Annotated in this window: 17 protein-coding genes; 9 read left to right on the forward strand and 8 right to left on the reverse strand. The window is 50.0% G+C overall.

Translation table 11 applies throughout. The features are described from left to right. Nucleotides 1-60 precede the first annotated feature (60 nt). The gene (locus ACM1PF_RS13480; protein WP_416675307.1) at nt 61-1,686 is read left to right on the forward strand and encodes a cyclic peptide export ABC transporter; all 1,626 of its coding nucleotides are present in this window, start codon (nt 61-63) and stop codon (nt 1,684-1,686) included. A 6-nt stretch (nt 1,687-1,692) separates the two neighbouring features. On the opposite strand, the gene ACM1PF_RS13485 is transcribed toward ACM1PF_RS13480, so the two are convergent. From ACM1PF_RS13485 to ACM1PF_RS13495, 3 genes are all read right to left on the reverse strand, one after another. Beyond that, nucleotides 1,693-2,490 (reverse strand): fasciclin domain-containing protein, encoded by a 798-nt coding sequence (locus ACM1PF_RS13485; protein ID WP_416675309.1) that lies wholly within the window; start codon nt 2,488-2,490, stop codon nt 1,693-1,695. Between the two features lie 122 nt (nt 2,491-2,612). Further along, nucleotides 2,613-3,293, reverse strand: a complete 681-nt coding sequence (locus ACM1PF_RS13490; protein ID WP_416675312.1) for a dioxygenase family protein — start codon at nt 3,291-3,293, stop codon at nt 2,613-2,615. Between the two features lie 156 nt (nt 3,294-3,449). Further along, nucleotides 3,450-3,896, reverse strand: a complete 447-nt coding sequence (locus ACM1PF_RS13495) for a hypothetical protein (RefSeq protein WP_416675315.1) — start codon at nt 3,894-3,896, stop codon at nt 3,450-3,452. A gap of 34 nt (nt 3,897-3,930) precedes the next feature. On the opposite strand from ACM1PF_RS13495, the gene ACM1PF_RS13500 reads away from it, so the two are divergent. Then, nucleotides 3,931-4,062 carry a hypothetical protein gene (locus ACM1PF_RS13500; RefSeq protein WP_416675318.1) on the forward strand — a complete coding sequence of 44 codons (132 nt, stop codon included), beginning with the start codon at nt 3,931-3,933 and terminating at the stop codon, nt 4,060-4,062. A 343-nt stretch (nt 4,063-4,405) separates the two neighbouring features. Here the strand turns inward: ACM1PF_RS13500 and ACM1PF_RS13505 are convergent, their stop codons facing one another. Beyond that, entirely contained in the window at nt 4,406-4,942 is a 537-nt protein-coding gene (locus tag ACM1PF_RS13505; protein WP_416675320.1) for a DUF937 domain-containing protein, read from the reverse strand. A 565-nt stretch (nt 4,943-5,507) separates the two neighbouring features. Between ACM1PF_RS13505 and ACM1PF_RS13510 the strand changes: the two genes are divergently transcribed. The 4 genes from ACM1PF_RS13510 (at nt 5,508) to ACM1PF_RS13525 (ending at nt 12,366) form a co-directional block, all read left to right on the forward strand. Further along, nucleotides 5,508-5,801: a hypothetical protein gene (locus ACM1PF_RS13510; RefSeq protein ID WP_416675322.1), complete on the forward strand. Its 294-nt coding sequence runs from the start codon at nt 5,508-5,510 to the stop codon at nt 5,799-5,801. Between the two features lie 783 nt (nt 5,802-6,584). Then, on the forward strand, nt 6,585-10,061 hold the full coding sequence (locus tag ACM1PF_RS13515) for a PAS domain-containing hybrid sensor histidine kinase/response regulator (protein WP_416675326.1): 3,477 nt from the start codon (nt 6,585-6,587) through the stop codon (nt 10,059-10,061). Then, the gene (locus ACM1PF_RS13520) at nt 10,058-11,353 is read left to right on the forward strand and encodes a hybrid sensor histidine kinase/response regulator (protein ID WP_416675328.1); all 1,296 of its coding nucleotides are present in this window, start codon (nt 10,058-10,060) and stop codon (nt 11,351-11,353) included. The genes ACM1PF_RS13515 and ACM1PF_RS13520 overlap by 4 nt, the downstream gene beginning before the upstream one ends. 185 nt (nt 11,354-11,538) lie before the next feature. Then, the gene (locus tag ACM1PF_RS13525) at nt 11,539-12,366 is read left to right on the forward strand and encodes a peptidoglycan-binding domain-containing protein (protein ID WP_416675330.1); all 828 of its coding nucleotides are present in this window, start codon (nt 11,539-11,541) and stop codon (nt 12,364-12,366) included. Between the two features lie 847 nt (nt 12,367-13,213). On the opposite strand, the gene ACM1PF_RS13530 is transcribed toward ACM1PF_RS13525, so the two are convergent. Next, nucleotides 13,214-15,520, reverse strand: coding sequence for a hypothetical protein (locus ACM1PF_RS13530; RefSeq protein WP_416675332.1), 2,307 nt, complete (start codon nt 15,518-15,520; stop codon nt 13,214-13,216). A gap of 333 nt (nt 15,521-15,853) precedes the next feature. Between ACM1PF_RS13530 and ACM1PF_RS13535 the strand changes: the two genes are divergently transcribed. Then, nucleotides 15,854-16,504, forward strand: a complete 651-nt coding sequence (locus ACM1PF_RS13535; RefSeq protein WP_416675334.1) for a hypothetical protein — start codon at nt 15,854-15,856, stop codon at nt 16,502-16,504. 384 nt (nt 16,505-16,888) lie between these two features. Here ACM1PF_RS13535 and ACM1PF_RS13540 read toward each other — a convergent pair whose 3' ends face one another. Next, nucleotides 16,889-17,125 carry a hypothetical protein gene (locus ACM1PF_RS13540; RefSeq protein WP_416675336.1) on the reverse strand — a complete coding sequence of 79 codons (237 nt, stop codon included), beginning with the start codon at nt 17,123-17,125 and terminating at the stop codon, nt 16,889-16,891. Between the two features lie 635 nt (nt 17,126-17,760). Between ACM1PF_RS13540 and ACM1PF_RS13545 the strand changes: the two genes are divergently transcribed. Then, complete coding sequence (locus tag ACM1PF_RS13545) at nt 17,761-18,651, forward strand: hypothetical protein (protein WP_416675339.1); 891 nt, start codon at nt 17,761-17,763, stop codon at nt 18,649-18,651. 397 nt (nt 18,652-19,048) lie between these two features. On the opposite strand, the gene ACM1PF_RS13550 is transcribed toward ACM1PF_RS13545, so the two are convergent. Further along, on the reverse strand, nt 19,049-20,299 hold the full coding sequence (locus tag ACM1PF_RS13550; protein WP_416675342.1) for a glycosyltransferase: 1,251 nt from the start codon (nt 20,297-20,299) through the stop codon (nt 19,049-19,051). Between the two features lie 506 nt (nt 20,300-20,805). Between ACM1PF_RS13550 and ACM1PF_RS13555 the strand changes: the two genes are divergently transcribed. Then, nucleotides 20,806-20,943: a hypothetical protein gene (locus tag ACM1PF_RS13555; RefSeq protein WP_416675345.1), complete on the forward strand. Its 138-nt coding sequence runs from the start codon at nt 20,806-20,808 to the stop codon at nt 20,941-20,943. 98 nt (nt 20,944-21,041) lie between these two features. Here ACM1PF_RS13555 and ACM1PF_RS13560 read toward each other — a convergent pair whose 3' ends face one another. Beyond that, the gene (locus tag ACM1PF_RS13560; RefSeq protein WP_416675347.1) at nt 21,042-22,073 is read right to left on the reverse strand and encodes an isochorismatase; all 1,032 of its coding nucleotides are present in this window, start codon (nt 22,071-22,073) and stop codon (nt 21,042-21,044) included. Between the last annotated feature and the right edge of the window lie 244 nt (nt 22,074-22,317).

Raw genomic sequence — 22,317 nt, forward strand, 5'->3', positions numbered from 1 at the left:
GGATGCGGAACGGTGAGTTCACCCCCGATCGCTGCAATCATTGGAACGAGTTGACGGTCTATGCAATTGATTTCTTTTTTGGCGCGTTCATCCTGGCAAATGGTGGTAATTGCCATTCTGCTGGGGTTTCTCAGTGGGGGCAGTAGTGCTGGACTGATTGCTTATGTGGGGCAATTAATGGAACAGGCAACGGCTCGACACGGGTTCGGAGCCATCATGATTTTTTTAGGATTGGCTGCGATCGCCCTGATCACCAACATCCTGTCTCAAATGTTGCTGATTCGCTTAGCCCAGCAGGCCATTTTTCGGCTGCGGATGACCTTGAGTCAGCAAATTCTGGCTGCGGAACTGCGCCATCTGGAACGGGTGGGGAATGCTCGTTTATTGGCAACCTTAACGGAAGACATTCAGGCGATCGCCGAAGCAGTGCGGCTCCTACCCTTTATCTGTATTGACCTGGCGACGGTGGTGGGGTGTTTAGCCTACATCATCTGGCTGTCCTGGGACATGGCTTTGTTTGTTTGTGGACTGGCAGCCCTATCGGTAACGGTTTATCGCGGGATTTTGCACCACGCCAAACATCAACTTGCCCTGGCACGAGAGGAGCAGGATAACCTGTTTCGCCACTTTCAAGCCACTACGGACGGGGTGAAAGAACTGAAGCTGCATTACCGCCGCCGCCAGGCGTTTCTGCGAGAAGAACTGCAAACCTCCGCTGCCACCTATCGTTACCACAGCATTAAAGGACTCGATCTATTCGCTATCATCGTTAACTTCGGCAATTTTATTCTGTTTTTCGCCTTAGGGCTGGTTTTGTTTGTCCTACCGCGACTGTTTGCCATCTCCTTTCAAATTATTTCTACCTATCTGCTGCTTTTCACCTACATGATTTTGCCGATGCAGCAGTTGGTCGGACGCTTGCCCATTCTGATTCGGGCTGGCGTTTCTCTGCAAAAGGTTGAATCCCTGAACCTTTCCCTGATCGATCGCACTGAAACCGATACCATCCCACCTGCCATCACCCCCCAGTGGACAACCCTACAGCTCCAGGGAGTCACCCATACCTATCAGACCGATCTGGAGGACTCTCACTTTGAGCTAGGGCCGATCGACCTGACTGTTCACCCCGGCGAACTGATCTTCATCGTTGGCGGCAACGGCAGTGGTAAATCGACCCTGGCAAAGTTAATTACAGGCCTATACGCGCCAGAATCCGGCGAGATTCGCTTCAATGATCAACCCATTCACACCGACAATCGGGAATGGTATCGACAGCACTTTTCCGTCATCTTTTCGGATTTCTTTTTGTTCGATCGCCTCTTGGGTCTGGATGATCTGGATCTGGATCACACCGCCCAAACTTACCTGAAGCAATTACAGCTCGATCACAAAGTCAAAATCGCCCAGGGCAAGCTTTCCACGACTTCCCTCTCCCAGGGACAGCGTAAACGTCTTGCCCTCCTGACGGCCTACCTGGAAGATCGACCCATCTACCTGTTTGATGAATGGGCTGCTGATCAAGATCCTATTTTCAAAGATCTGTTTTATACTCAGCTTCTTCCCGATTTACGCAATCAGGGTAAAACCATCTTTGTGATTAGCCATGATGATCACTATTTCCATATGGGCGATCGGATGATCAAGCTCAACTATGGCAAAATTGAATTCGATCGGGAACGTATGTAGTCCTTACTACAGTAAGTCTGCAATTTGTTGGCGTAATTCGCTCGGCATCAAAACGCGATTGATGACGTGAACCACTCCGTTCGCAGCCTGAACATCCGCTTGAATGACGCTACCATCATTCACGATGATCCGATCTTCCGCCACCTGTACCGCAATGCCACCACCTAGCGTCTCAACCCGCCCCGTACTGATGTCATCAGACATGACTTCAGCCGGAATCACATGGTAGGCCAACACCTGCCGCAACAAGCCCTGATTTTCCGGTTGTAAGAGTTGTTCCAATGCTCCTTCGGGTAGTTCGGCAAAGGCCTCATCGGTCGGTGCCAGAATCGTATAGGATTCACCCGTCCCCTGCAAGGCATCACCAATTTCAGCCGCTTCAACTGCCTGGGCCAGCGTCGTAAAGGATCCTGCTGCCGATGCTTGCTGTAGTAGCTCAGTCAAAGACTGGTTTTCGCTGTCTTCCAGTAAGTCATCCGTTGGAGTCGTTGCGTCGGGCTGTTCCACTCCATTCACAGGGGGTTGAGGCATGGGGGTTGTATCCGGTTGTTCGTCTTCGGGCGTGGGCGTTGCGTCGGGCTGTTCCACTCCATCCACTGGGGGTTGAGGCGTGGGGGTTGTATCTGGCTGCTCGACTTCAGGGGTAGGCTGAACGGGCGTAGGGGTTGTATCCGGTTGCTCAACCCCAGGAGTTTGCTCCGGTGTCGGAGTCGTCTGGGCCCGAACGATGCCACCAGCATAGGCAATCAGTCCCACCAGACCAGTAGCGACGGAAAAGGAGCGAATAAGACGTGAATAGTTCATTTTTGACAGTTCTCCTGTAATTTTGTATAGAAAAGCTCAACTCTCTAAACAAGTTAAGGAGAATCGGCACTTCTGCCGTCTGCCAACAGAGCTATTTTCAATGATGAAGCCTGCCTTACCCCCTAAACATTCAACACAAAATCAAACGTCCCCCGTCCCTGCTCCGACTCCTGCATCCCTATCAGCAACTCTGGTTGAAACAAACCATCTCGCTGGTTCTGAGGTACATCTGGGAAATAAAGCTGTGTGGTTAAGATTGGCTGATTCGCAGCCTGAACTTTAACGTGGATATGGCGGGTGCGGCCAGGATAAAAACCGGGAACGATCGTTTCCAGAAAGTAGCGTCCTTCAGCATCGGTAAACTGGTGTCCCCGCAATCGATACCCCTGATTGTCATACTCTCCCCGATCGTCCGCCTGCCAAAAATCAACCAGGGCACCAGCGATCGGCTCACAATTTCTGGAGAGGACTACTCCCGTCAAAATCAGGGGTGTGCCCACGATTCCGGGTTCCAGCAAGGACGAGCGCTCTGGGGCATTGGGCGTATAAAATGGCCCTGCCGTTTGAGCTGGGGTAATGTCCTCATCATCCCCACAGGCAGGGGTGGGCGTAAGAGTTTGGGCTTGGGAAGCAGGTGCAGGTGAAGCAGCTGCGTTGGGAGATGGCGACGATGGACTGGATGTCGAAGTTTCTGAGCGGGCAGACGATCGAGTGCAGGCAGTTCCCACCCATGAGGAGAACAGCAAAGCCCCAAATTTGAGGAACGTACGGCGCGATCGAGTGATTCGAGACAGTCTAACCATAATCTCAGGCAGCAAGGAGTGACACATCTACAGCAAAGCAGTTTAGCCTTGCCCTCCTCCAGCCTACACAATGCCATTCCTGATCAGTTTGAGGGTGAAACTTCAGCACAGACACTGGAATCGGGAAAAGCTCCCTGGATGAATCACGATTCGCCCCTACTTTCCTGCCAACCGATGCTTCTGCTCAATCTCACTAATATCTTCCAGCAAACCCTTCATTACTAAATGCATATTGCCACTCGGCGTTTGCACCCGATCCCAAGTTTGAATCTGCGCCTTCAATTCATCACTGGCGAACGCCTTTCGCAGCATTTTTTCACTTCGTTCATCCTGAAGGTATTCGCCCAGCGTTGGCCCCATCACATCCTGCCACATCAGATTAATCAGGCTGTTGGGCTTGCTGTGATCCACGCAATCAAAGAACCACTGTACAATGTCGAGTAGGCGAATGGTTTCCTGTACTGCTAAGGGAAAAAGATAATCAATTCCCTCCTGGCACTGGCAATAAAAGTCGATAAATACGGTGGAAACTAAATCCGGATATTTGGGTTTGAGCTCCTGCACCTTTTGATTGAGCTTCTTCGTGGATTCTGTAATGTTCATTGAAACGCTACCAGGTTGAGAGATTGAGTTTTAGATGCTAGAACCACGGCGATCGTCCCTCTGGTTTGAACAGGAGCATCCTCAAGCAACCCCTCATCCCATTCAAATTCCCCATAATAACGACGAGCATCCGGGCGACACTATCATCTCATTGCTCAACCCGTAAAGGTGTGATCAAAGTTGCCTTCGATCGACTTTGAATTTGTTAGAGTTGAAAGATTTAGTGAGCTAAACAACCGGAGTCGCTCAAATCTGAAATTGCGGGTTTCAGAATCTCGCTGGCAGGCAAGATGCCTGCGCTACGGCGATCGCTCTTTGCATCAATGGAATGATCTCAACCTCCCCCTTTCGCAAACCATTCACCTTGTAAGCAGGGATTCCTCAAGATCCCCGACCGGGAGGGGGCAGGGGTGGGTTTCCTGACTATGCTCAACCTGCGATCGCCCTACCCTGAAGATTGAGCCTAGCCAGAACTGACCTTGCTGCCCAAATGCTACCCAAATCTCAGCCTAAATTGTGCCTGGATTGAGGAACCGATTGGCAAACTGAAAAACGTGCCCTAAATCTATATCGCTATCATTTTTGCTATTGAGAAATGTATCGAGGATAGAGTTTGAACCTTGTACTCCCGGCTTAGGAGAACCCATGTTTAACAAACTGAGAACTGCGGGGATCAGGGTCGGTAAAGCCATTTGCACCAGACTGGAACTGATGCCTGTTTTTTGAGAAATGAGCTGGGTTAGCTGTTGCTGGAGTTGTGGAGTAAATACAGACTGCATCAGAGAAGCGTTACCGCCGCGACCGCCGTTCGCAAGTTGACCAATCAGTCCACCCAACTGATTTCCGCCCATCGTTGATTGCTGCTTCTGCAACATTGGGCGTAAGGCTCCCCCCAGAACCGTCATCATACTCTGCATCTGATTTGGCTGGATACCACTACTAGCAGATAGCTGCTGGAGCGAACTGGTAATGGAATCTAGTTGGGATACACTGGCTTGCTGATTGGGATTATTGATTGAACTCAAAACGTCAAAAAACAAACTCATAAAGAAACCTCACTTTAACTTTAAATAAGACAAGCTTAGTGCACAGATTCAGGATGAGATAGGAATCAAGAAACAAAAAAATTAACGGCTTGCATTGCTCGAATCACTCTTGATTAAGAGGGACAGGAGAACGCGACAGGACTAACAATCATCATAAACCGCATTTCTAAACAACCTTAAATACTCCCTACCATGAGCTTTTACATCAACTGCAATCCCCCCCTTAGGTGATGTCATCCTATTTTTTTTACCCAGGCTTGTCAAGTTGCCTGTGCGACATGGGTATCGCGCGATCGTGGCATTGCGAACGATGTTGCCGACTCAAACTCAGTAGATCGAAAACGAATTGCATTCACGGCAACGCCTGCGTTAGATCCCCCTAAATCCCCCTTAAAAAGGGGGACTTCAACCCCTCTTCGGCTCGGTTCCCCCCTTTTCAAGGGGGGCTAGGGGGGATCCAAACAGGGTTTGTGATCTACTCAAACTGTTAATGCGAGGGATATCGTCCCACCACCCAGCCCCCAGGTTATAATCCTCCTGCATTCAGTTCCCGCGTTTGCTGCTCATGAAAATGATTACCCTGCTGCTGTCGGCTGTTCTCATCAGTCTGGTGGTTCTGCCGCATCCGGCGATCGCCGCTTTTTGTCGTCCGGTGAATCAACAGCAGGTTTGCATTGTCAGTATCCAGCGCAGTGCCAAATACTACTGGGAATATCGGGTGGTGCTGCGGGTAAACGGAGAGGAAAAACCGCTTGAGGTCTATAATTGCCGCGATCGAGTCCGGACTCAATCTAATGGATCACGCCGATCGTTTCAGCCTGACGGAGTCGGTGAGATGGTATGTCGTGCGTTTCGATAAGGACGGGGTTTGTAGCGTGTATTCCGCCATTTGGCTGAAATTAAACTGGTTCTGAAAATTGCCCTGTATCTCCTGCAATCCGATTCATGGCGGATGCTTATCTTAGGAGGACTGCTCTAGTCTTAATCCTAGACGCACCGACAATCAGATGTACGTCTAGTGACGCATCCAGTTGAAGGGGTGTATTAGGATCAAGGAGCAATCCTGTCCCTTTCCTACCAAAGGGGCAGGATTTACTTATATCAGGATTTACTGATATACAGCATAGGATTGAGTGAGGCGGATGCTTACTGCCCAACCGAGGAGAAGTCAGGGTTTTCAGCTGATATATAGTATTTCCGCTATATCAACAATAGAAATTCAGTGGATCTAAAATGGGTTCGTTTCACAGTGAACCCTTGTTTGTGAGCTACTGAAACTAACTAAAAGATGAAAAGTAGGGCATCCGTTCAGGCGCAAATTGATAGTAGGAAGCAATTTGAAGTAGATTGTCATACTGTAAAAATCATCCCGTAATTAATCCTTAGCTTCAGCAGTTCCAGCTTCTAAGCCATCGAAAACATAATTTGTTAGCGAATCAATGGATTGAATTAGTTCCATCTAAGGGCAGAGTAGGTTAACTTTACTTATTGAGACTTGCTGAAGGAGTGCAATATTTCTTCAAGTGATGGCTCTTCTGCGCAAAGCTGAGTACGGAATGGGTTCGTTATGCGATCGTTCGGTTGGCTCGGGTTGAGAAGCGGTTCTGTTCCATTCAAATCCTTCCTACGGCAGCTGGTTCGTGTGGCAGCCGTGATTTTGCCGTTGATGGCTTTGATTTACATCACTCAATCGGGGGCATTCCAGCGTGAGCGATCGGAGCAAGGTGAGCCACTGGGGGCAGTTTTGTTCGGTGTGAGCCTTTTCCTGGCAGGAGTGGTGACTGGACTACTGATGGCGCGGTTGCCTCGCATCCGGCGATCGCTACGCAGGCAAACCCATCATAACGACAGCCTTACTGTTCAGAGGGATCAGCCCTCTGCAACTGCATCACCTACCAGCCCAACGGCGATCGATGCAATTCATGCTCCTCGCTTTTCAACTTGCCCGGATCCAAGCAAACACCCGCATCTAGAATCCACCCTGCGCCGCTCGAAAAGTGTGCTGGATGACCTCCTGGATAGTCCGATCATCGGAATTTGCTGCTTCCGGACGCGCACAACGCTGGACGTGCAGTACGAATACTTTTCCACGGGAAATGCCCGCATCTTTGGCTATTCCCAGGCAGAATTTTTAGCGGATCATACCCTGTGGCGGTCTTCGGTTTTTCCAGAAGATTGGGAAACCATCGTGCAGCCCACCTATGAGAAGCTATTTGACCAGCGCACTGCATCAATGGAGTATCGCTTTCGCCGGAAAGATGGCAACCTGCGCTGGGTTTCTGATTACTTGACGGCCCGCCGAGATCCAGAAAACAACTGCTGGATTGTGACTGCGGTTGCCGTTGATGTGACAGAACGGAAGCAGGCAGAAGAGGCATTACGCCGCCACGAAATCCAACTACAACAGATTACAGACGCATTACCGGCCTACGTTTCCTACCTTGATTCCGACCACCGCTATCGATTTGTCAACAAAACCTATGAAGAGCGATTTGGCATACCGCGAGAACAGTTTTACGGGAAGCGCATTTGTGAGCTTTTAGGGGAAGCCAGCTATCGATCGATTCAACCCTATCTCCAACAAGCCTTTGCTGGCAACTCCATCACCTACAGCACCACCCAGACCGATGACAAGGGTATCACTCGCCACCTGGATGTCACCCTGATTCCTGACTTTGCCACCGATCGCCAGGTGAAGGGTTGCTATAGCTTTATCATGGATAACACTTCTCGCCAGCAGACAGAAGATGCTCTGAAGCGCAGTGAACAGCACTTTCGCAGTATTTTCTTGAGCAGTTCAGTTGGCATGAGTCTTGTGGCTCCAAGCGGGCAATTTTCCCAGGTGAATCCGGCCCTGTGCAAAATGCTGGGGTATACCGAATCGGAACTGATGGAATTAACGACGCTGGAGATTACCCATCCAGACGATCGAATGCTGGCTTCAGAGTCAATGCAACGCTTGTTTGCGGGGGAAGCGTCTAACTTTCAGCTTGAAAAACGGTTTTTGCATAAAAATGGGCAACCGATATGGACAACCATTGATGTCTCGGTGGTGCGCGATGCAGCAGGGCAACCGCTTTACTTCATTGGGATGGTGCAAAATGTAACGGCTCGGAAGCAGGCAGAGGCAAGCCTGGAGGCCCAAAGAAAATTTTTGCGCCAGGTGATTGATGTGGTTCCCAGCTACATTTTTGTGAAGGATGCCGAGGGATATTTTTTAGTCGTCAACCAGGCGGGTGCAACGGTACATGGTTTGCCGGCAGAGGACGTTTTGGGGAGACGAGAAATTGATCTGTTTCCCTCGCAACCCGAACGATTCGATGAACACATGGCGATTAACCGCGAGGTTATGAAAAGTCGTCAGCCTACCCTGACTCCGATGGAACCGCTGATGAATGCTCAGGGGGAAGTGCGCTGGTACAAAACTATTATCAGTCCGTTTATTGATGCCGCAGGTCAGGTTCAGGGAATTATTGGGGCTTCCACGGATATCACCGATCTAAAAGCGATCGAAGAAGAACTGCGCCAGGCCAAAGATGCAGCTGAGTCAGCCAATCAGGCCAAAAGTGAGTTTCTCGCCAATATGAGCCATGAACTCCGCACCCCGTTGAACACCATTCTGGGATTCACAGAACTGATGCTGAATGATGAGAACCTCACGGCAGCCCAACGGGAGGATTTATCAATTATTAATCGCAGTAGTGAACACCTGCTGGAACTAATTGATGAGATTTTAGATTTATCCAAAATTGAAGCGGGGCAAATGTCCCTGGATGAACGACCGTTTAATCTCCACAGCCTGCTCCGAGATCTGGTGCAAATGATGCGGGCGAAGGCTACGGCGAAGGGTTTAAATCTGGCGATCGAATATAGCTCAGATGTTCCAGCTTGCATTCAGGCGGATCCGCAGAAACTACGCCAGATTTTGATTAATCTTTTGAGCAACGCCATCAAATTTACTTCCCTGGGGCAAGTGATTTTACGGATCCGGAGAGCCGACCGCACCGCACCCGATCGGTCTGCAAAACTGAACTTATCCACCTCATTTCCCCCCCTGGACTGGAGCGATCCAACCCGCTTTCCCCTCCTGTTTGAAGTTGAAGATACAGGATTTGGCATCGCCCCGGAAGAACTCCCTTCGATCTTTGATGCCTTTGTGCAAACCGAGGCAGGACGACGTACCCAAAGGGGAACCGGATTGGGGTTGGCGATTAGCCATCGGCTGGTGATGTTGATGGGAGGGGCAATTCATGTCAGCAGCACCGTTGGAGTGGGCACAACCTTCCAATTTTGGGTGCCGACCAAGGCGATGGATCATCAAACCCTATCCGCCAGTGGTAGCGTGCGTCGGGTCATGGGACTGGAACCCGGTCAACCCACCTACCGAATTCTAGTCGTTGATGATTCGGATGAAAATCGCCAGCTTTTATCCAAGCGGTTGCAGTCCGTCGGCTTTGATGTCCGGGAGGCAGCGCATGGGCAGGCAGCGATCGAATTGTGGCAAACCTACGCCCCTCATTTGATCTGGATGGATGTGCGGATGCCGATCATGAACGGTCTGGAGGCAACTCAGCGAATTCGTCAGCAGGAAACCGCTTTAGCAGAAGCCTTACCTGAGACAACCCCAAGCCGCCCCCCAACCAAGATCATTGCCATCACCGCTAATGTCTTTGAAGAAGAACGGCAACCTGTGCTGGCGATCGGTTGCGATGATTTTGTCGCCAAGCCCTGTCCGGAAACCATCTTTTTTGAAAAGATGGGCAAACATCTGGGGGTACGCTATATCTATGCAGCTGAGAACGTGATACAGAATGGCAATCAAACCCTGGCTAGCATTCAGGATGGAACCAGTGTTTATACATTGGATCACTTTACATCGAATGATTCCAATCCATCCTCGCCCCTGTTCAAACTACAACCTTCTGCCTTTGAGTCAATGCCACCCGGCTGGTTAGAGCAGCTGAACCTGGCGGCCCGTCGCGCTGATGAACCTGTGATTCTGGCTCGATTAGCTGAACTTCCAGACACGCAGGCCGAGCTACGAACTGCCCTCATCACCCTGGTCAACAACTTTCAACTCGAACAACTGATTCAACTGACTCAGCCTCCAAGTGTATGACTGTTCCCTCCGACACCCGTGAAACCAGCGAAACCAGCAGCGGCGATATTCTGGTCATTGACGATACGCCCGATAATTTACGGTTTTTATCTAGCTTACTGACTGAAGCAGGGTACACCGTTCGTAAGGTGATTAATGGTGCTCTGGGATTAGAAGCAGCTCAATTACAGCCTCCTGATTTAATTCTGCTTGATATTGTTATGCCTGGTATGAACGGCTATGAGGTCTGCCAGCGCATGAAGGCGAGCGATCGAACCCACGACATTCCCATTATTTTTCTCAGTGCCCTGGATGAAGAACTGGAGAAAGTGCAAGCCTTTCAGACGGGGGGAGTGGATTACGTCACCAAACCCTTTCAGGTGGTGGAAGTGCTGGCCCGAATTGAAACCCACCTCAAAATCAGCAGGCTGCAACAGCAACTCCAGCAGCAAAATCTACGCCTTCAGCAGGAAATTGCATATCGCACCTCAGCGGAAGCAGCATTACAGCTTTTAAACCAGGGACTGGATGCCCATGTTCAATCCCAAACAGCAGAATTGGTCGCAAAATATGAACGGCTTTCAACCCGATATCAAGAACTAACAATTGTCCTGGAGCAAACGGAAAATCAGAATCAGATTCAAACCCAAACGATCGAAACCCTGGGACAGGATTTGCGTAGTCAATTGACGGCCATTACATCTGCGATCGACCAACTTAAACGAACTCGCCCCGACAGCCTCGATCACAAGCACATTGAGCAAATTGCCAGTAGCGTCGAGCAAATGGAGCAATGGATCAGCAACGCCCTGACCCGTGCAGCCCTCAGTTACCAGCAGCCCGATTTTCATCCTGTGCCCCTTGACTTAGAACAATTTTGTCGAAATATTGTGAATCAATGGCACTTGCCGGAGAACAGCCCCCATTGCCTGAATTTTCTCTCCATCAGCCAAACTCCAGTCCAGGTTTCGGCTGACCCCGATCTACTCCAGCAACTTTTATCCCAGCTCATCTCCAACGCCATTCGCTTTTCGCCTCAGGGTGGCACCGCTCTCCTGAAGCTACAAACCACCCCAGACGATGCCCCCACCCACGCCATACTGCACGTCCAGGATAATGGTATTGGCATTCCCCCGGAAGAAACCACTCTGATTTTCGATCGCTTCTACTGTGCCAGTAATGCTGGAGAATTCAGTGGGGCTGGAATCGGTCTGACGAAGGTAAAGCAAATCGTGGAGCGTCATCGTGGTACTATCACCGTAGCAAGCACGCTGGGCAAAGGAACCACCTGTACTGTAACTTTGCCGCTCTGAGCTACCTGGGTTGTGTTTCAATCCTTGATTTCAAGTCCTTTTCCGCAACTTGGCGGAAAAAAAAGCCTCTCAAGTGATCTACTTCAGCAAAATAGCACTAGCAGTGGGCAAAGGATCAGTGCTATTACAACGGTGGGCGATCGGTTTACCCGTCTCGAACCCTCTGACAGAGAGAAGCTTGTTGTATGGCAATTTATTTACAGCTACGTGAGGGCGATCAGGGCGCGCTGACTCGATACTTACAGGTATTGCTCTGCGCTCATGAAAGTGCCACGCTTATCGCCGATGGTTGGTTTTGGGAAGGCACTAAAGCCGCTGTTGTTGCATTTCAGTCTGCCCAGAAATTACGCCCCAATGGTGTAGTCGATCGGGGAACATGGGATGCGCTGCACCAATTTTTGTTGCCCCAGTTTCCGTTTTCCCAATGTCCACCACCGTACACTTACCCCTTGGAATTTCAGATTCGAGCCGGGGACTTTGGAGCGATCGTGTGTCAGTTGCAAACATTGCTCCGCACCCATTACTCCAATGTCATTGTCAACGGTTGCTTCAGAGCCAGGGACGTTGAACTGGTCAAACGATTTCAGCATAAGCATGGCTTGCCCAGTACGGGTATCGTCAACATCGAAACCTGGGCATTACTGTGCCGCAAAATCCTGCACCTGGGGGATACCGGCAGCAAGGTACGCGATTTGCAAATGCGGCTCCGCCAGCACGGCTACATTTTGCTAATTAACGGCATCTTCGATGAGGCAACGCTGATTGCGGTGATGGACTTTCAGCAGAGATTTGGGCTTCCAGTGGATGGATTAGTGGGATTGATGACCTGGGTGGTTCTAACCGAAGCCGCCCCGTCTTTGTCCTGCACTATCCAACTGACCAAATTACACTTGTCTTACACCCACCTGCACCAACTACAGAAGGCACAATCCTTGCCGTATCCAGCTTTGCCACCTGTGTTGACCAGCCAGATTGACAGACCAGTCGATCCCGTCCAACCACGGGTAAACTAAATTCTAAGGAATGCCAACCTAACAACCTGCTCTTGTGGGATGGGCATCTTGCCCGCCCAGTCGGCAAAGGAATATACCTTAGAGGATGTTTTAAAAGTCCTGCTGTTGGTAGTAAAACGGTTTGGATCCCCCTCAATCCCCCTTAACAAGGGGGACTTTGAGTTCGGTTCCCCCTTTTCAAGGGGGGTTAGGGGGGATTTAATGTGTCCAAAAGCACAACAGACCACTTTTCAAACACCCTCTCACAGGTCATTTAATCCCCACCCCAAATCCAGTTCCTTCAAACCTTAAACCACAAAATTTGTCAACTGCTATCTGGCGGAATTTATCTAAAAGTAGCCCCAAAAGATAGGGATATCCTGCAACATTTTCGAGCCAATGATTCGGCCAAACTCAGGAAGCATTATTTTTACAGCCGCCCTAGAATTTAACGAGAATAAACGAACGACACTCCAGCCCTCGCTTTGCTCTACCGGCAATTGAAATCCCACTGTTTGGTAGCAGCAAGGTTAGGGTTTTTTTTGTCTGTATGGGCATTAGGGACATTTATGGGCATTAGGGACATTTAAGGATCATAGATTCAATAACCTGCAACGTTTTTCTTTGTTGACTGGGCGGGCAGGATGCCCACCCCACAAGAATTTCAGATTATTAAATTCGCATTCCGAAGCTTTGGTGCTGGTGATCGGCTGGCTGGGGTGCATCCCAATTTTGCATTTGCACGACAACTATAGTCTGATGGCAGGCAAGACTTCGGCTTGAGCGCTCAGAGTTCAGCAAGGCTCACTCGAGCCGTCGAAACGCTGCCTGCGCTACGGATACTCGATGCTTTCCTAAAGTCCAGGATTTAAAAGCCAGGGTTGAGGCTGAGGGGTTCATATTCCAGCCGCTCTTCACTGAGAGGAATCGCTTCTTCCCCTGGGACAGAAGCAGGCTCGTTAGGGGCATCGTTGGGTACAGGCTCACTGAAAGCAGGCAGTGGGTCGATCGCATCCTGCCCATACTCTTCCGTGGGGAGCGGGAAGATCGGCGCGACGGGTGCGGCCGGAGCAGGACTGACGGGAGCCGCTTCTAGACCCGCATCCGGGCTGGAACTCGGTTCTGCAAGTACCTCTGGAACAGGGCTGGAACTCCATTCTGGGGATTGAATGACGGTTGGAGCAGGGGGAATGGGTGCAGCGGGAATCACTTCCGTGGCAGAGGGCTGATTCCGTCGCTCCTCGGTCACACCGTTGGATCGGGTTGGACGAATCTGGCTTGCAGGGAGGCGTTCATCGGCTGGACGGGGATGAGTCTGCATTAGCTCATCAATGGTGCGGGGGAGATGATGCGGCGGAGAGGCGATCGGTTGCGGGGAAGGCATACTAAAGGAATCTGGCAATGGGTTCGGTTCCACCTCAGCTTCGATCGCCCGGTCTGAATTGGCCGCCGTCGATCGAACCTCATCTTCGGTATCCTCCTGAGCCGTAACCGTCCGACTGGGCCGGCTGCGCGGCGATTCATCAGGATTTAATTGTGCTTGCCAATCTGCAATGGCGGTCTGGGCTTTGCGGTAAAGTGCCCGCTCTGGACGAATGGTTGATGCCGCCTGAATCGCTTCCGTCAGTCGTCCCTGCCTCGCATGAGACTGGGCCATTTGCAGGAAAGGTTCATCTTCCAAAACTTCAACTTTCCGGCTCCACTCATAGGACAACCCCTGCGCCTCGCCGTACAACACTCGCCCCAAAGGAATTTGTTTTACCTGAGTAATTGCCGCTTGGAGGGCTTGGAGGGTTCCCGCTTCAGCCGTTCTCTGGGCATATTGCAGGATGGGCTGATCCTCCAGACGTTCCGCTTCTACCCGCCAGTGAGCAATCAGAGTTTGGGCCTGGAGCCTGCGGGGACGACTAGAATCAATTTGGGTCGCCTGCTCGATCGCCATCTCCACGGCATCACGGTTCCCCAAGCTTGCCAGGATTTGGGCTGCCTGCAACTGTCGCATATCCTGGAGTTGAGCCTGCCAACTTGCCAAACTGAATTGAGCTGGGTCGTAAAAGCGGCTTTCGGGTGGAATTTTTTGAGCGGCGGCGATCGCCTCCATCATGCGCCAAATGTGTTGAGGGCCAACTTTCCATCCAGAACCACTGGCAATAGCCAGTTCTCGTGCCTGACTCAGTTTGTTGAGATTCTCTGCCTCAGGAGCCATGAAATCGCTCAGTTTGGCTAATTCTGCCAGGGAACGCGCCTCCTGAAACTGCTGATCTTGCCAGTGCTGATAACCCGCTTGCAAAAGAACTTCCCCCCAATCATTCAGGGTGGATTGGGCCTCAGCCCAGGTATGCGTCTGGCGATCGATCGGCTGTAAACGCTCAAAGGCAGCCTTCAACTGCTGGGGACGTTCAATTTGAGCGATCGAAATGGCCTCAGCCAACAGTCGTCGAGCCTGCTTTTCGGCCAGGACTTGTTCAGATAAAGCATTGGCCTGCTGACCACTCCAATAGCTGTAGGGATGTTCCCGCAGGTCAAAAATTTTAGCGTAGGCAAGATCCCAGTCTTGCTGTTTCAGGGCCTCTTGAGCCTGATTATAGATAGCTTCACCCGCTTGCCATCGGGTTTGCCACTGGGCGATCGTTTCCTGCACTTCGGCATAGATTGGGCTGGAATCGGGGATGCGGTTTGCCAATTCCAAAGCCCCGTCTAAATCATTCTGAGCCATGCGTTGGCGGGCAATTTGGAGGATGGAGCTTGACCATTCTGCCATCCAGCGATTTGCCTCATTGTAGAGCGGATGATCCGTTGTCCAGGTTTCAACTAGCTCTACACCCGCCAGCAATTGGGGAAGTTCACCCGAACGAGCCGCGTCCTGAGCACATTGGAGCCGTTCGATATCGGGAGAAATAGATGAAATGTTCTGACAGTCGGTGGCGGGAGGAAGAGCGGTCAGCAACAGGAACCCAAAGGCAGAAAGTCCCCCCAAACTACAGCTCACCAGAAACCAGAGGGCAAACCAGAGATAGGGTTTCTGGGGCTGAGGAGCAAAAGTTTGGGAAGTCGGGACAATGTTTTGTGCCAACTCTGGCTGGGAAGAAGGCTCCACAGGCGATTCACGGTTTTCTCCCAGCAAGGTATTCAAGTCGATCGGATTTGGATCAGAAAACTGATTCATTTCGTTCATGGTGAATCTCCTTCACTCCTCGGCAAGCCATCCACGGGTCACAGGTTCAATTTGTCTGCAAACCAGCTTCACTAAATCTACATAATCTATTCTCTGCAAACTCTTCCCAAATCGGAACCCCCTGAATGATGGTTTCCAGACAAAATCGTTAATTCTGGTTGATCAGCCATGTTACGGTTCCTTGCCTGTGCCCATAAACGTAGATTTTTGTGATGGGGTGAACAATGAACGATCGCAGTTTTAATCCTGGTTGGGGCAAGACGGCATAGAATAAAAACGCCAATAAACCCCCTTGCAATTCAGATAAAGCTTAGACAAAGCTCAGAGAAACCAATGATCAGAACCAAAGTAGTTGAACTATCCACGATCGAAGCCGTTGCCTATCGCCAAAAGCTGAGGAATGGCAAATCCGGTGTTGTGATCATGCGCTACGATACGGATCAGCCTGGTCTAGCTTCGTTGAACCGCAGTACAGGAGAACCTGATCCCTCTGCCAATACCAACCTGGATGTGTTTCCGATCGAAGCGTTCCGGGAGGCATTGGAGTTAACCTCTGGGATGCCCTACTCCAGGCGAGGGGCGATTAAACTCAGTGGAGACTCGGAAAAAGCGGGTACAGAAGAACCACCAGAGGACGCATCACCGGAAGAACTGGCTACCGTTGATAGTGCTGAGTATGAAGCCATTGTCAAAGCCTACACCAACAAGAAAGGGGAACTGTCCTACGATCTGCTGAACAAAGATTTTATTCAGTTTGCCAAATCCAGCAAAATTGTCGCTGAAATGGTGGCAAACCAGGCTTCCGAGGATGAAATTCGCGATCACATTGTGAAAGTCAAGCTGGAATCACTAACGGGCAATCGGGAACTCACGACGGCTCAAACGCAGCGAATTGTGGAGATGCTGGATGAGGTTAGCCCCAGGTATGTCTTCCGAGAACTGAATGATGAGCTAAGAAGAATGTTGAGCCAGGCGAAAGGCTAAATTCACGATCGCACGCTGCCCCAATCTCATCGTTAGGATTGTGGATTGAATAACCTGTTCATCGTTTTGCTGCTTTGACTGGGCGGGCAAGACTTCGGATCTCGGCGTGAACTCGGTCGAACGCTCACTCGAGTCGTCGAAAGCTCGATCGAACGCTCACTCGAGCCGTCGAAAGCTCAGACGTTCGGCGAAGCTCAGTCCAACGCTCAGTCGAGCCGTCGAAACGCTGCCCACCTCACAAGAAGTTCAGATGATTCAATTTGCATGACCTAGCTCCTCAATCTCCTGATCCTGGGAACTTTTGCTCTTTAGGCTCAGGAGAACGGAGGCAAAAATGGATGCCGAAATGAATCAATTGCGGCAGTTTTGCAAGGGTTCGTTATTTCATCGCATGGTGCGATATTCGGTGCTGATGGACATGAACACGGTTGGATCGGGAGTGGGGAGTAAGGGACTCCAGCTTTCGATTCTGCGGAAGTTCTTGAGATAGAGATCGTGAATGGTGGCACGAACCACTTCTTTCGATCCAAAGATGATAATCCGAACGCGCTCTTGTCCGGCATTCGGATCAGAATCATCTCCAAAAGCAGCACGATCGAACAGGTTAAAATCACCTGTCATAGGAATTCTCCTTGTATAGGTTAGGGTTTATTGATCAGAAGAAACCCACCAACCCGGTTGTCCCCCGCGTTCAACCATCGCAAAGCCAGGGATAGGAAGTGTTCAACGGATTAGGTGGAGTCCACTAAAAACGCTAAACTAGTCCAAGCCCGACGGACAGCTACGGTCGTCTGTGGGGTTAGAGGTGTGTTGTAGGTGACGCTACTTCATACCTCGCCAGGTTGTTGGGAGCCAGGCTACTGCGACACGCATTGCTTACGCATTTATGTAGCCATGAATTAAGAAGATACCAGATCGATCGCCTCAGTCAAGTGTTCTGTTGTACAAATTTACTGGCGCGATCGAGGTTGCACCTTAGGTTGCTACTGGATAATGCCGTTATCAGGGGTGTTATCCAGCAAAAGTGACGGATAAGCACCCTAATCTCCATACTTAACTATCAAAAGTGACGGATAACACCCCAAGTCCCCGGACTTAACTATCAATTTTTCTGTTTAAATCCTGAAAAGTTGGGTGTTATCCCGCAGATCTGATGGATAATCCTGGAACATAGGGGCGTTATCCCGCACTTTTGACGGTGAATATATAGTTAGCTAGAAACCCAGGCTTTAGTTCTTCAACTTTCTTTATTAAGCATGAAACCTGAAATAATAATCTCTGAGGATGAGCAAAAGTTACTTGAAGAATCACCTGAGGAACTTCTTGAAGATATTCGCAATATTGTTAATACTTACACAAAAAATCGCGAGGATCGACTTCCCAAAATTACATCACTTGTTCAGCGTGAGTTAGAACTTCTTGACTTTGCATTCGCAAATGTCTTGACACTCTGGGTAATCTTCCATTCAAGACAAAATGATGATATTCCTATGCTCTGGTTCAATGACAATAAGTTGACATCACTATGCTTTACAAGCTTGCTCCAAAATATTGCTGATTCAATCAGTATTGTTCGGAATTTAAGTGGTGCTGGGAATCATTCACGTTTGGTATTTAGATATTTGGTAGAAACGTTTGATTTCACTATTGCTTGTGCTGGTGATGAAGCTACTTTTATGGATTTTATAAAGTCATTTGATGCTGAAGAAGATACCTTAAAGCACTGGCGAAAAAACCTTTCACCTGGACGAATACGAAAGACTCTTAGCAATATTGAGATGAACATAATCGGTGCTGAACCTGAAGTCGTCGCGCATCTACATGAGATGAGAAAAGATACTTATTCGTGGCTGTCAAGGGCTGGACATGTCGATTTCATCGCGTACATCGGGGATTCAGTTACAGATAGCTACGTGGAGATGGCGACTGCAACCCTTCGCTCTTTGCTTCAATATTTAGCTTATTCTCAAACATTCTTTGCTACTCTTCTAATAGGCAAACATCGGTGGTTTCCTGAGCTAGAAAACGATAATCACACTCCTGATGATGTAGAACGACAGCTTCTTGAGAAAAAATGTTTCATAAGGATAAAGCGTTTTGCAGATAACTACACCATATACAGACGTGAACAAGAAGGCATATTTTAAGAGCGTATTGAAGGGCAATCGGCGTGTCTCTCAGCTAACAACGCTGTTGCAACGGATTGTTGGGTTCTGCTTGTAGGGGAGCAAGGTTGATCTGCAACCGCTGAACAGCAACGTTAGCTGGCTTCGTTTCTGGGTTGGGGTGTACCTCCAGATTATCGGTGAAATGCCTATGTTGAGCGATCGCAAATCAGTTGAAAGAGTTGGGGCTTGGTGTCAAGATTACAGTAATTAAGTCAGTGGAAGTCGATATAGATTGGTTTGCAAAAATTTAATGCTATGGAGGCTAATCGGAATTTCCGAACCCTAGTTGATTTTGCTAAGGAGGCTAAACAAGGTTGAAACAGTGACGAAGATGTTCAGATTGCGGTGCAGCTCATTTCTCGTTGGGGGAACCCCATTATTTTCCGCCTCTACGGCTATTGTCCAACAGCGATGCGAACTGTTGTTGAAACGCAGCTTTACCAAACAGGTCGATCGCCTGCTGTCTGAGCCAAACGCCATCACAGCGCCGATCGTGGGGCAGTCCCTGAGACAGGGCCAGTTTGTTTTGCAAAATTTCAATACAGGCTTGGGCAACGGCTTCTGAATTGCGGTGGGGAACCTGCCAGCCCAGTTGGCCATCCTGAAGCGGATCTGCGGAACCATCGGCATCCCCTGACAGCACCGGAACTCCACAGGCCATGGCTTCCAGGTAAACAATGCCAAACCCTTCCTGGGAGGGCATGATGTAGGCATCTGCCAGACGGTAGTGATCGGCTAGGGCATCCGTGGGAACAAATCCGGCAAACACCACCCGATCGGCAACTCCTAATTCGGCAGCCAGGGCCGCCAACCGGGGCTGATCATCCCCCCTGCCAATGACCAGGTACTTGACGGTGGGAATGGTACGAGCGATCGTCGGCAGGGCCCGAATCGTGACATCAACTCCCTTATAAATATCGCCTGACCAGAGCCGCGCGACCGTGACTAACACCATTGCATCCGCCAAACCATATTGCTCCAGCAGTTCTGGAGACTTGGCACCCGGCAAAAACCGATCGCCATCCACTGCACAGGGTAAGAACTGAATTTTGTCTGGATTAAGCTGATTGGCCTGACAAGCCTGATCGCAGCTGTAGCGGCTAATCGTCCAGAGGCGATCGGCCTGCTGTAGGGCAGTGCGGGGAAAAAACGGCAACGGTTCCCAAACTTCCTTGCCGTAGGTGAGTACGGTGTAGGGAATACCCAGGGGTTTACAGAGCAACCAGACCAGGGGAGCCAGGTGAATGTGGCCGCAAAAAACGCGCTGAGGTCGATGCTGCACCAGGTAAATCAGTAAAGCGATCGCAAATCCAATTCGCCCCCAACGAACCGACTGCCGTTTGAAATAGCGAAAGGTGAGGTTCCCTCCCGTAAAGGGATTGGTGCAGTTTTCCCCATCTCGCAGCAAAAAAACATCGGCAGGAGGGAGCGGCTGGGGTGAGGTTGTGGCGCGATCGGAGAGTCCCAAATAGCTCTGGAAAATATCCTGCACATAGGACTGAATCCCTCCCTCCCGTGAAAAAATCTCCAGAAAAATGAAGAGATATCCGGCTTTGCTGGACTGGTCAGGAGACAACACCGGGGACGGTTCGACCGATGGAGAGGAGGAATAGGAGGAGGGATACATAATCAAGTCAGTTGATTGGACTCCCCTCAGTATTGACACGATCGACCGAAAAGTATGCATGGATGGCGATCGTCTTGCCGGATCGCTTTATTTACAAAGGAAACTTATTTATAAAGGGCACATTAAAGAAGTAACAAATTGTAAAGAAGTGATGAAGTCTGGGGAAATCCCCCTGTAGTAATCATTGTCAACATGAAAAATACCAATACAAAACCTGATATCACCGATAAGTTTTGTTTAGATTATTAAAAAGTTATATCATGACACTACGGTGTCGCTCGTGGAGGTTCAGACGATGGATCTTTTGAAAGCAGTTCGCGTGGTTTCCGCCCTTTTTTCCACAACCTGTGTTTTTTGTTGGGTGTTAACGACGCACTGGATTTTGGCCCCCTGTTCACCACTGTGTTTTTTCTGGGTGGCGTACTGGGGATTAGCTTGCTCGGCGTATCCATTTTGGAAGAGTAGGGCTGGAATTCGGGCTGGAATTCGGGCTGGAAGGGTCAACGATGCAGCTTTTAACCTTTTCCCTGGTGATTGATCGCCCGCCTGATTGCCATTTGATACCCGTCCGGTCTGCCCCCTCGCCTGCCCCCTCGCCCAAGCATCCTCCAACCGATCGACCAACGGTTAACGCTTCAACTTAGGAATGCGAATTTAATAAACTGGAATTCTTGTGGGGTGGGCATCTTGCCCGCCCAGTCAGCGAGGTAAAACGTTGCACAGGTTATTTAATCCATTCTCCTTACCGCTTCAACCAGTTTTCGATCGGATCAGTGGATTGCACAACATGCATTCCAGCCTCTGCAAAACGTTGAAAGGCGGCCTCGGCGGAGTCTGTGAAATCAACGACATCGGGCACAACGACGGGAGAGGAACAATCCTCAAGCAGATAAACTTTTTGCGCCAGGGCTGGATCCGTCGCTTGAATCTCAGCCAGCAAATCATCGATCGTCCAGGCAACGCAATGACTTTTGGCCTGTCCTGCAATCACCACCGCATCAAAGTTCAGCAGGGTTTGTAAAAAGGCTGTATTCCTGTGGGCGATCGGCTGCTGGTGCTGATCTTCCAACACTTCCGGCTTGAGCACTGAATAATTCTCTGTCAGGGGATTTCCGCCCTTAATCTCAAACAAGGTCTGACTCTGCCGGGCAATATTGTGAAAAAAGCAGGCTTCTTCCACCGCAGAGACAATCGCATGGCCAATGCCACCCAGCATGGAATGGTAGGGCCAGATCGTTAAAGGGAATTTGCTATCGTAGGACAGCTTACGGACATAATGTCGAGCATAGTCCTGCAACGCTTCCCCCGACTGCCCCAAAACGGCAGCAACAGCGGGATTCACTGTCCAGGTTCCCTTTTCCACATCCTCCAGCGTGATCATTGTCATGGCTGGCGGGTGTTCTCCAGCCGGATTCACCCAGAAGACCGAGTGAAAAATTTGAGTGGCCGAGTGGGTATCCATCGTCAAAGCAATCTGCGTGATTCGATCGAGATACCGATAAATAAATTCACAAAGCCGGACATTATCCTCCACGGCTCCCATCCCCGATCGCCCCCCCACAAACAGTTCAAACTCTGGAATGCAGAAGGTATTTTGCACATCAATGGCCAGAAGACAAATACGAGTGCGATCGATCGCCGCCGCCGATAGGTGATGGGTGTTTGCCCAGGCTTTTGCTTCGGTAGCCCGAACCTGATAGGGAACGCGCCAGACCTCCCCAACGGTTTCCGGCTTGAAATGTTTTGGAATTGGCAGTTGTGTGGCAGTAGTCATCCCATTAAAACCTGCAAACAACATCACATTGAGTAAACTGACCTTCAGGATTCACGCTATAAAAGTAGATGAATCCTCCGATTGCTCTCCATTGAATCCGCTAATTCTGCTGATCCCGACCGATTCCGACCGATTCCGACTACGCTGATCCGAGAAACACTGAAGGATACTGATTCCAGTTTAAGATCTCAACCGGATGAATTGATTTCGTTTAACGAAGCAGCTCAACAACGGTTAGAGGATC

It is taken from the genome of Egbenema bharatensis FJBBOT/2019 (assembly GCF_048077055.1).
Lineage (GTDB): Bacteria > Cyanobacteriota > Cyanobacteriia > Elainellales > Elainellaceae > Egbenema > Egbenema bharatensis.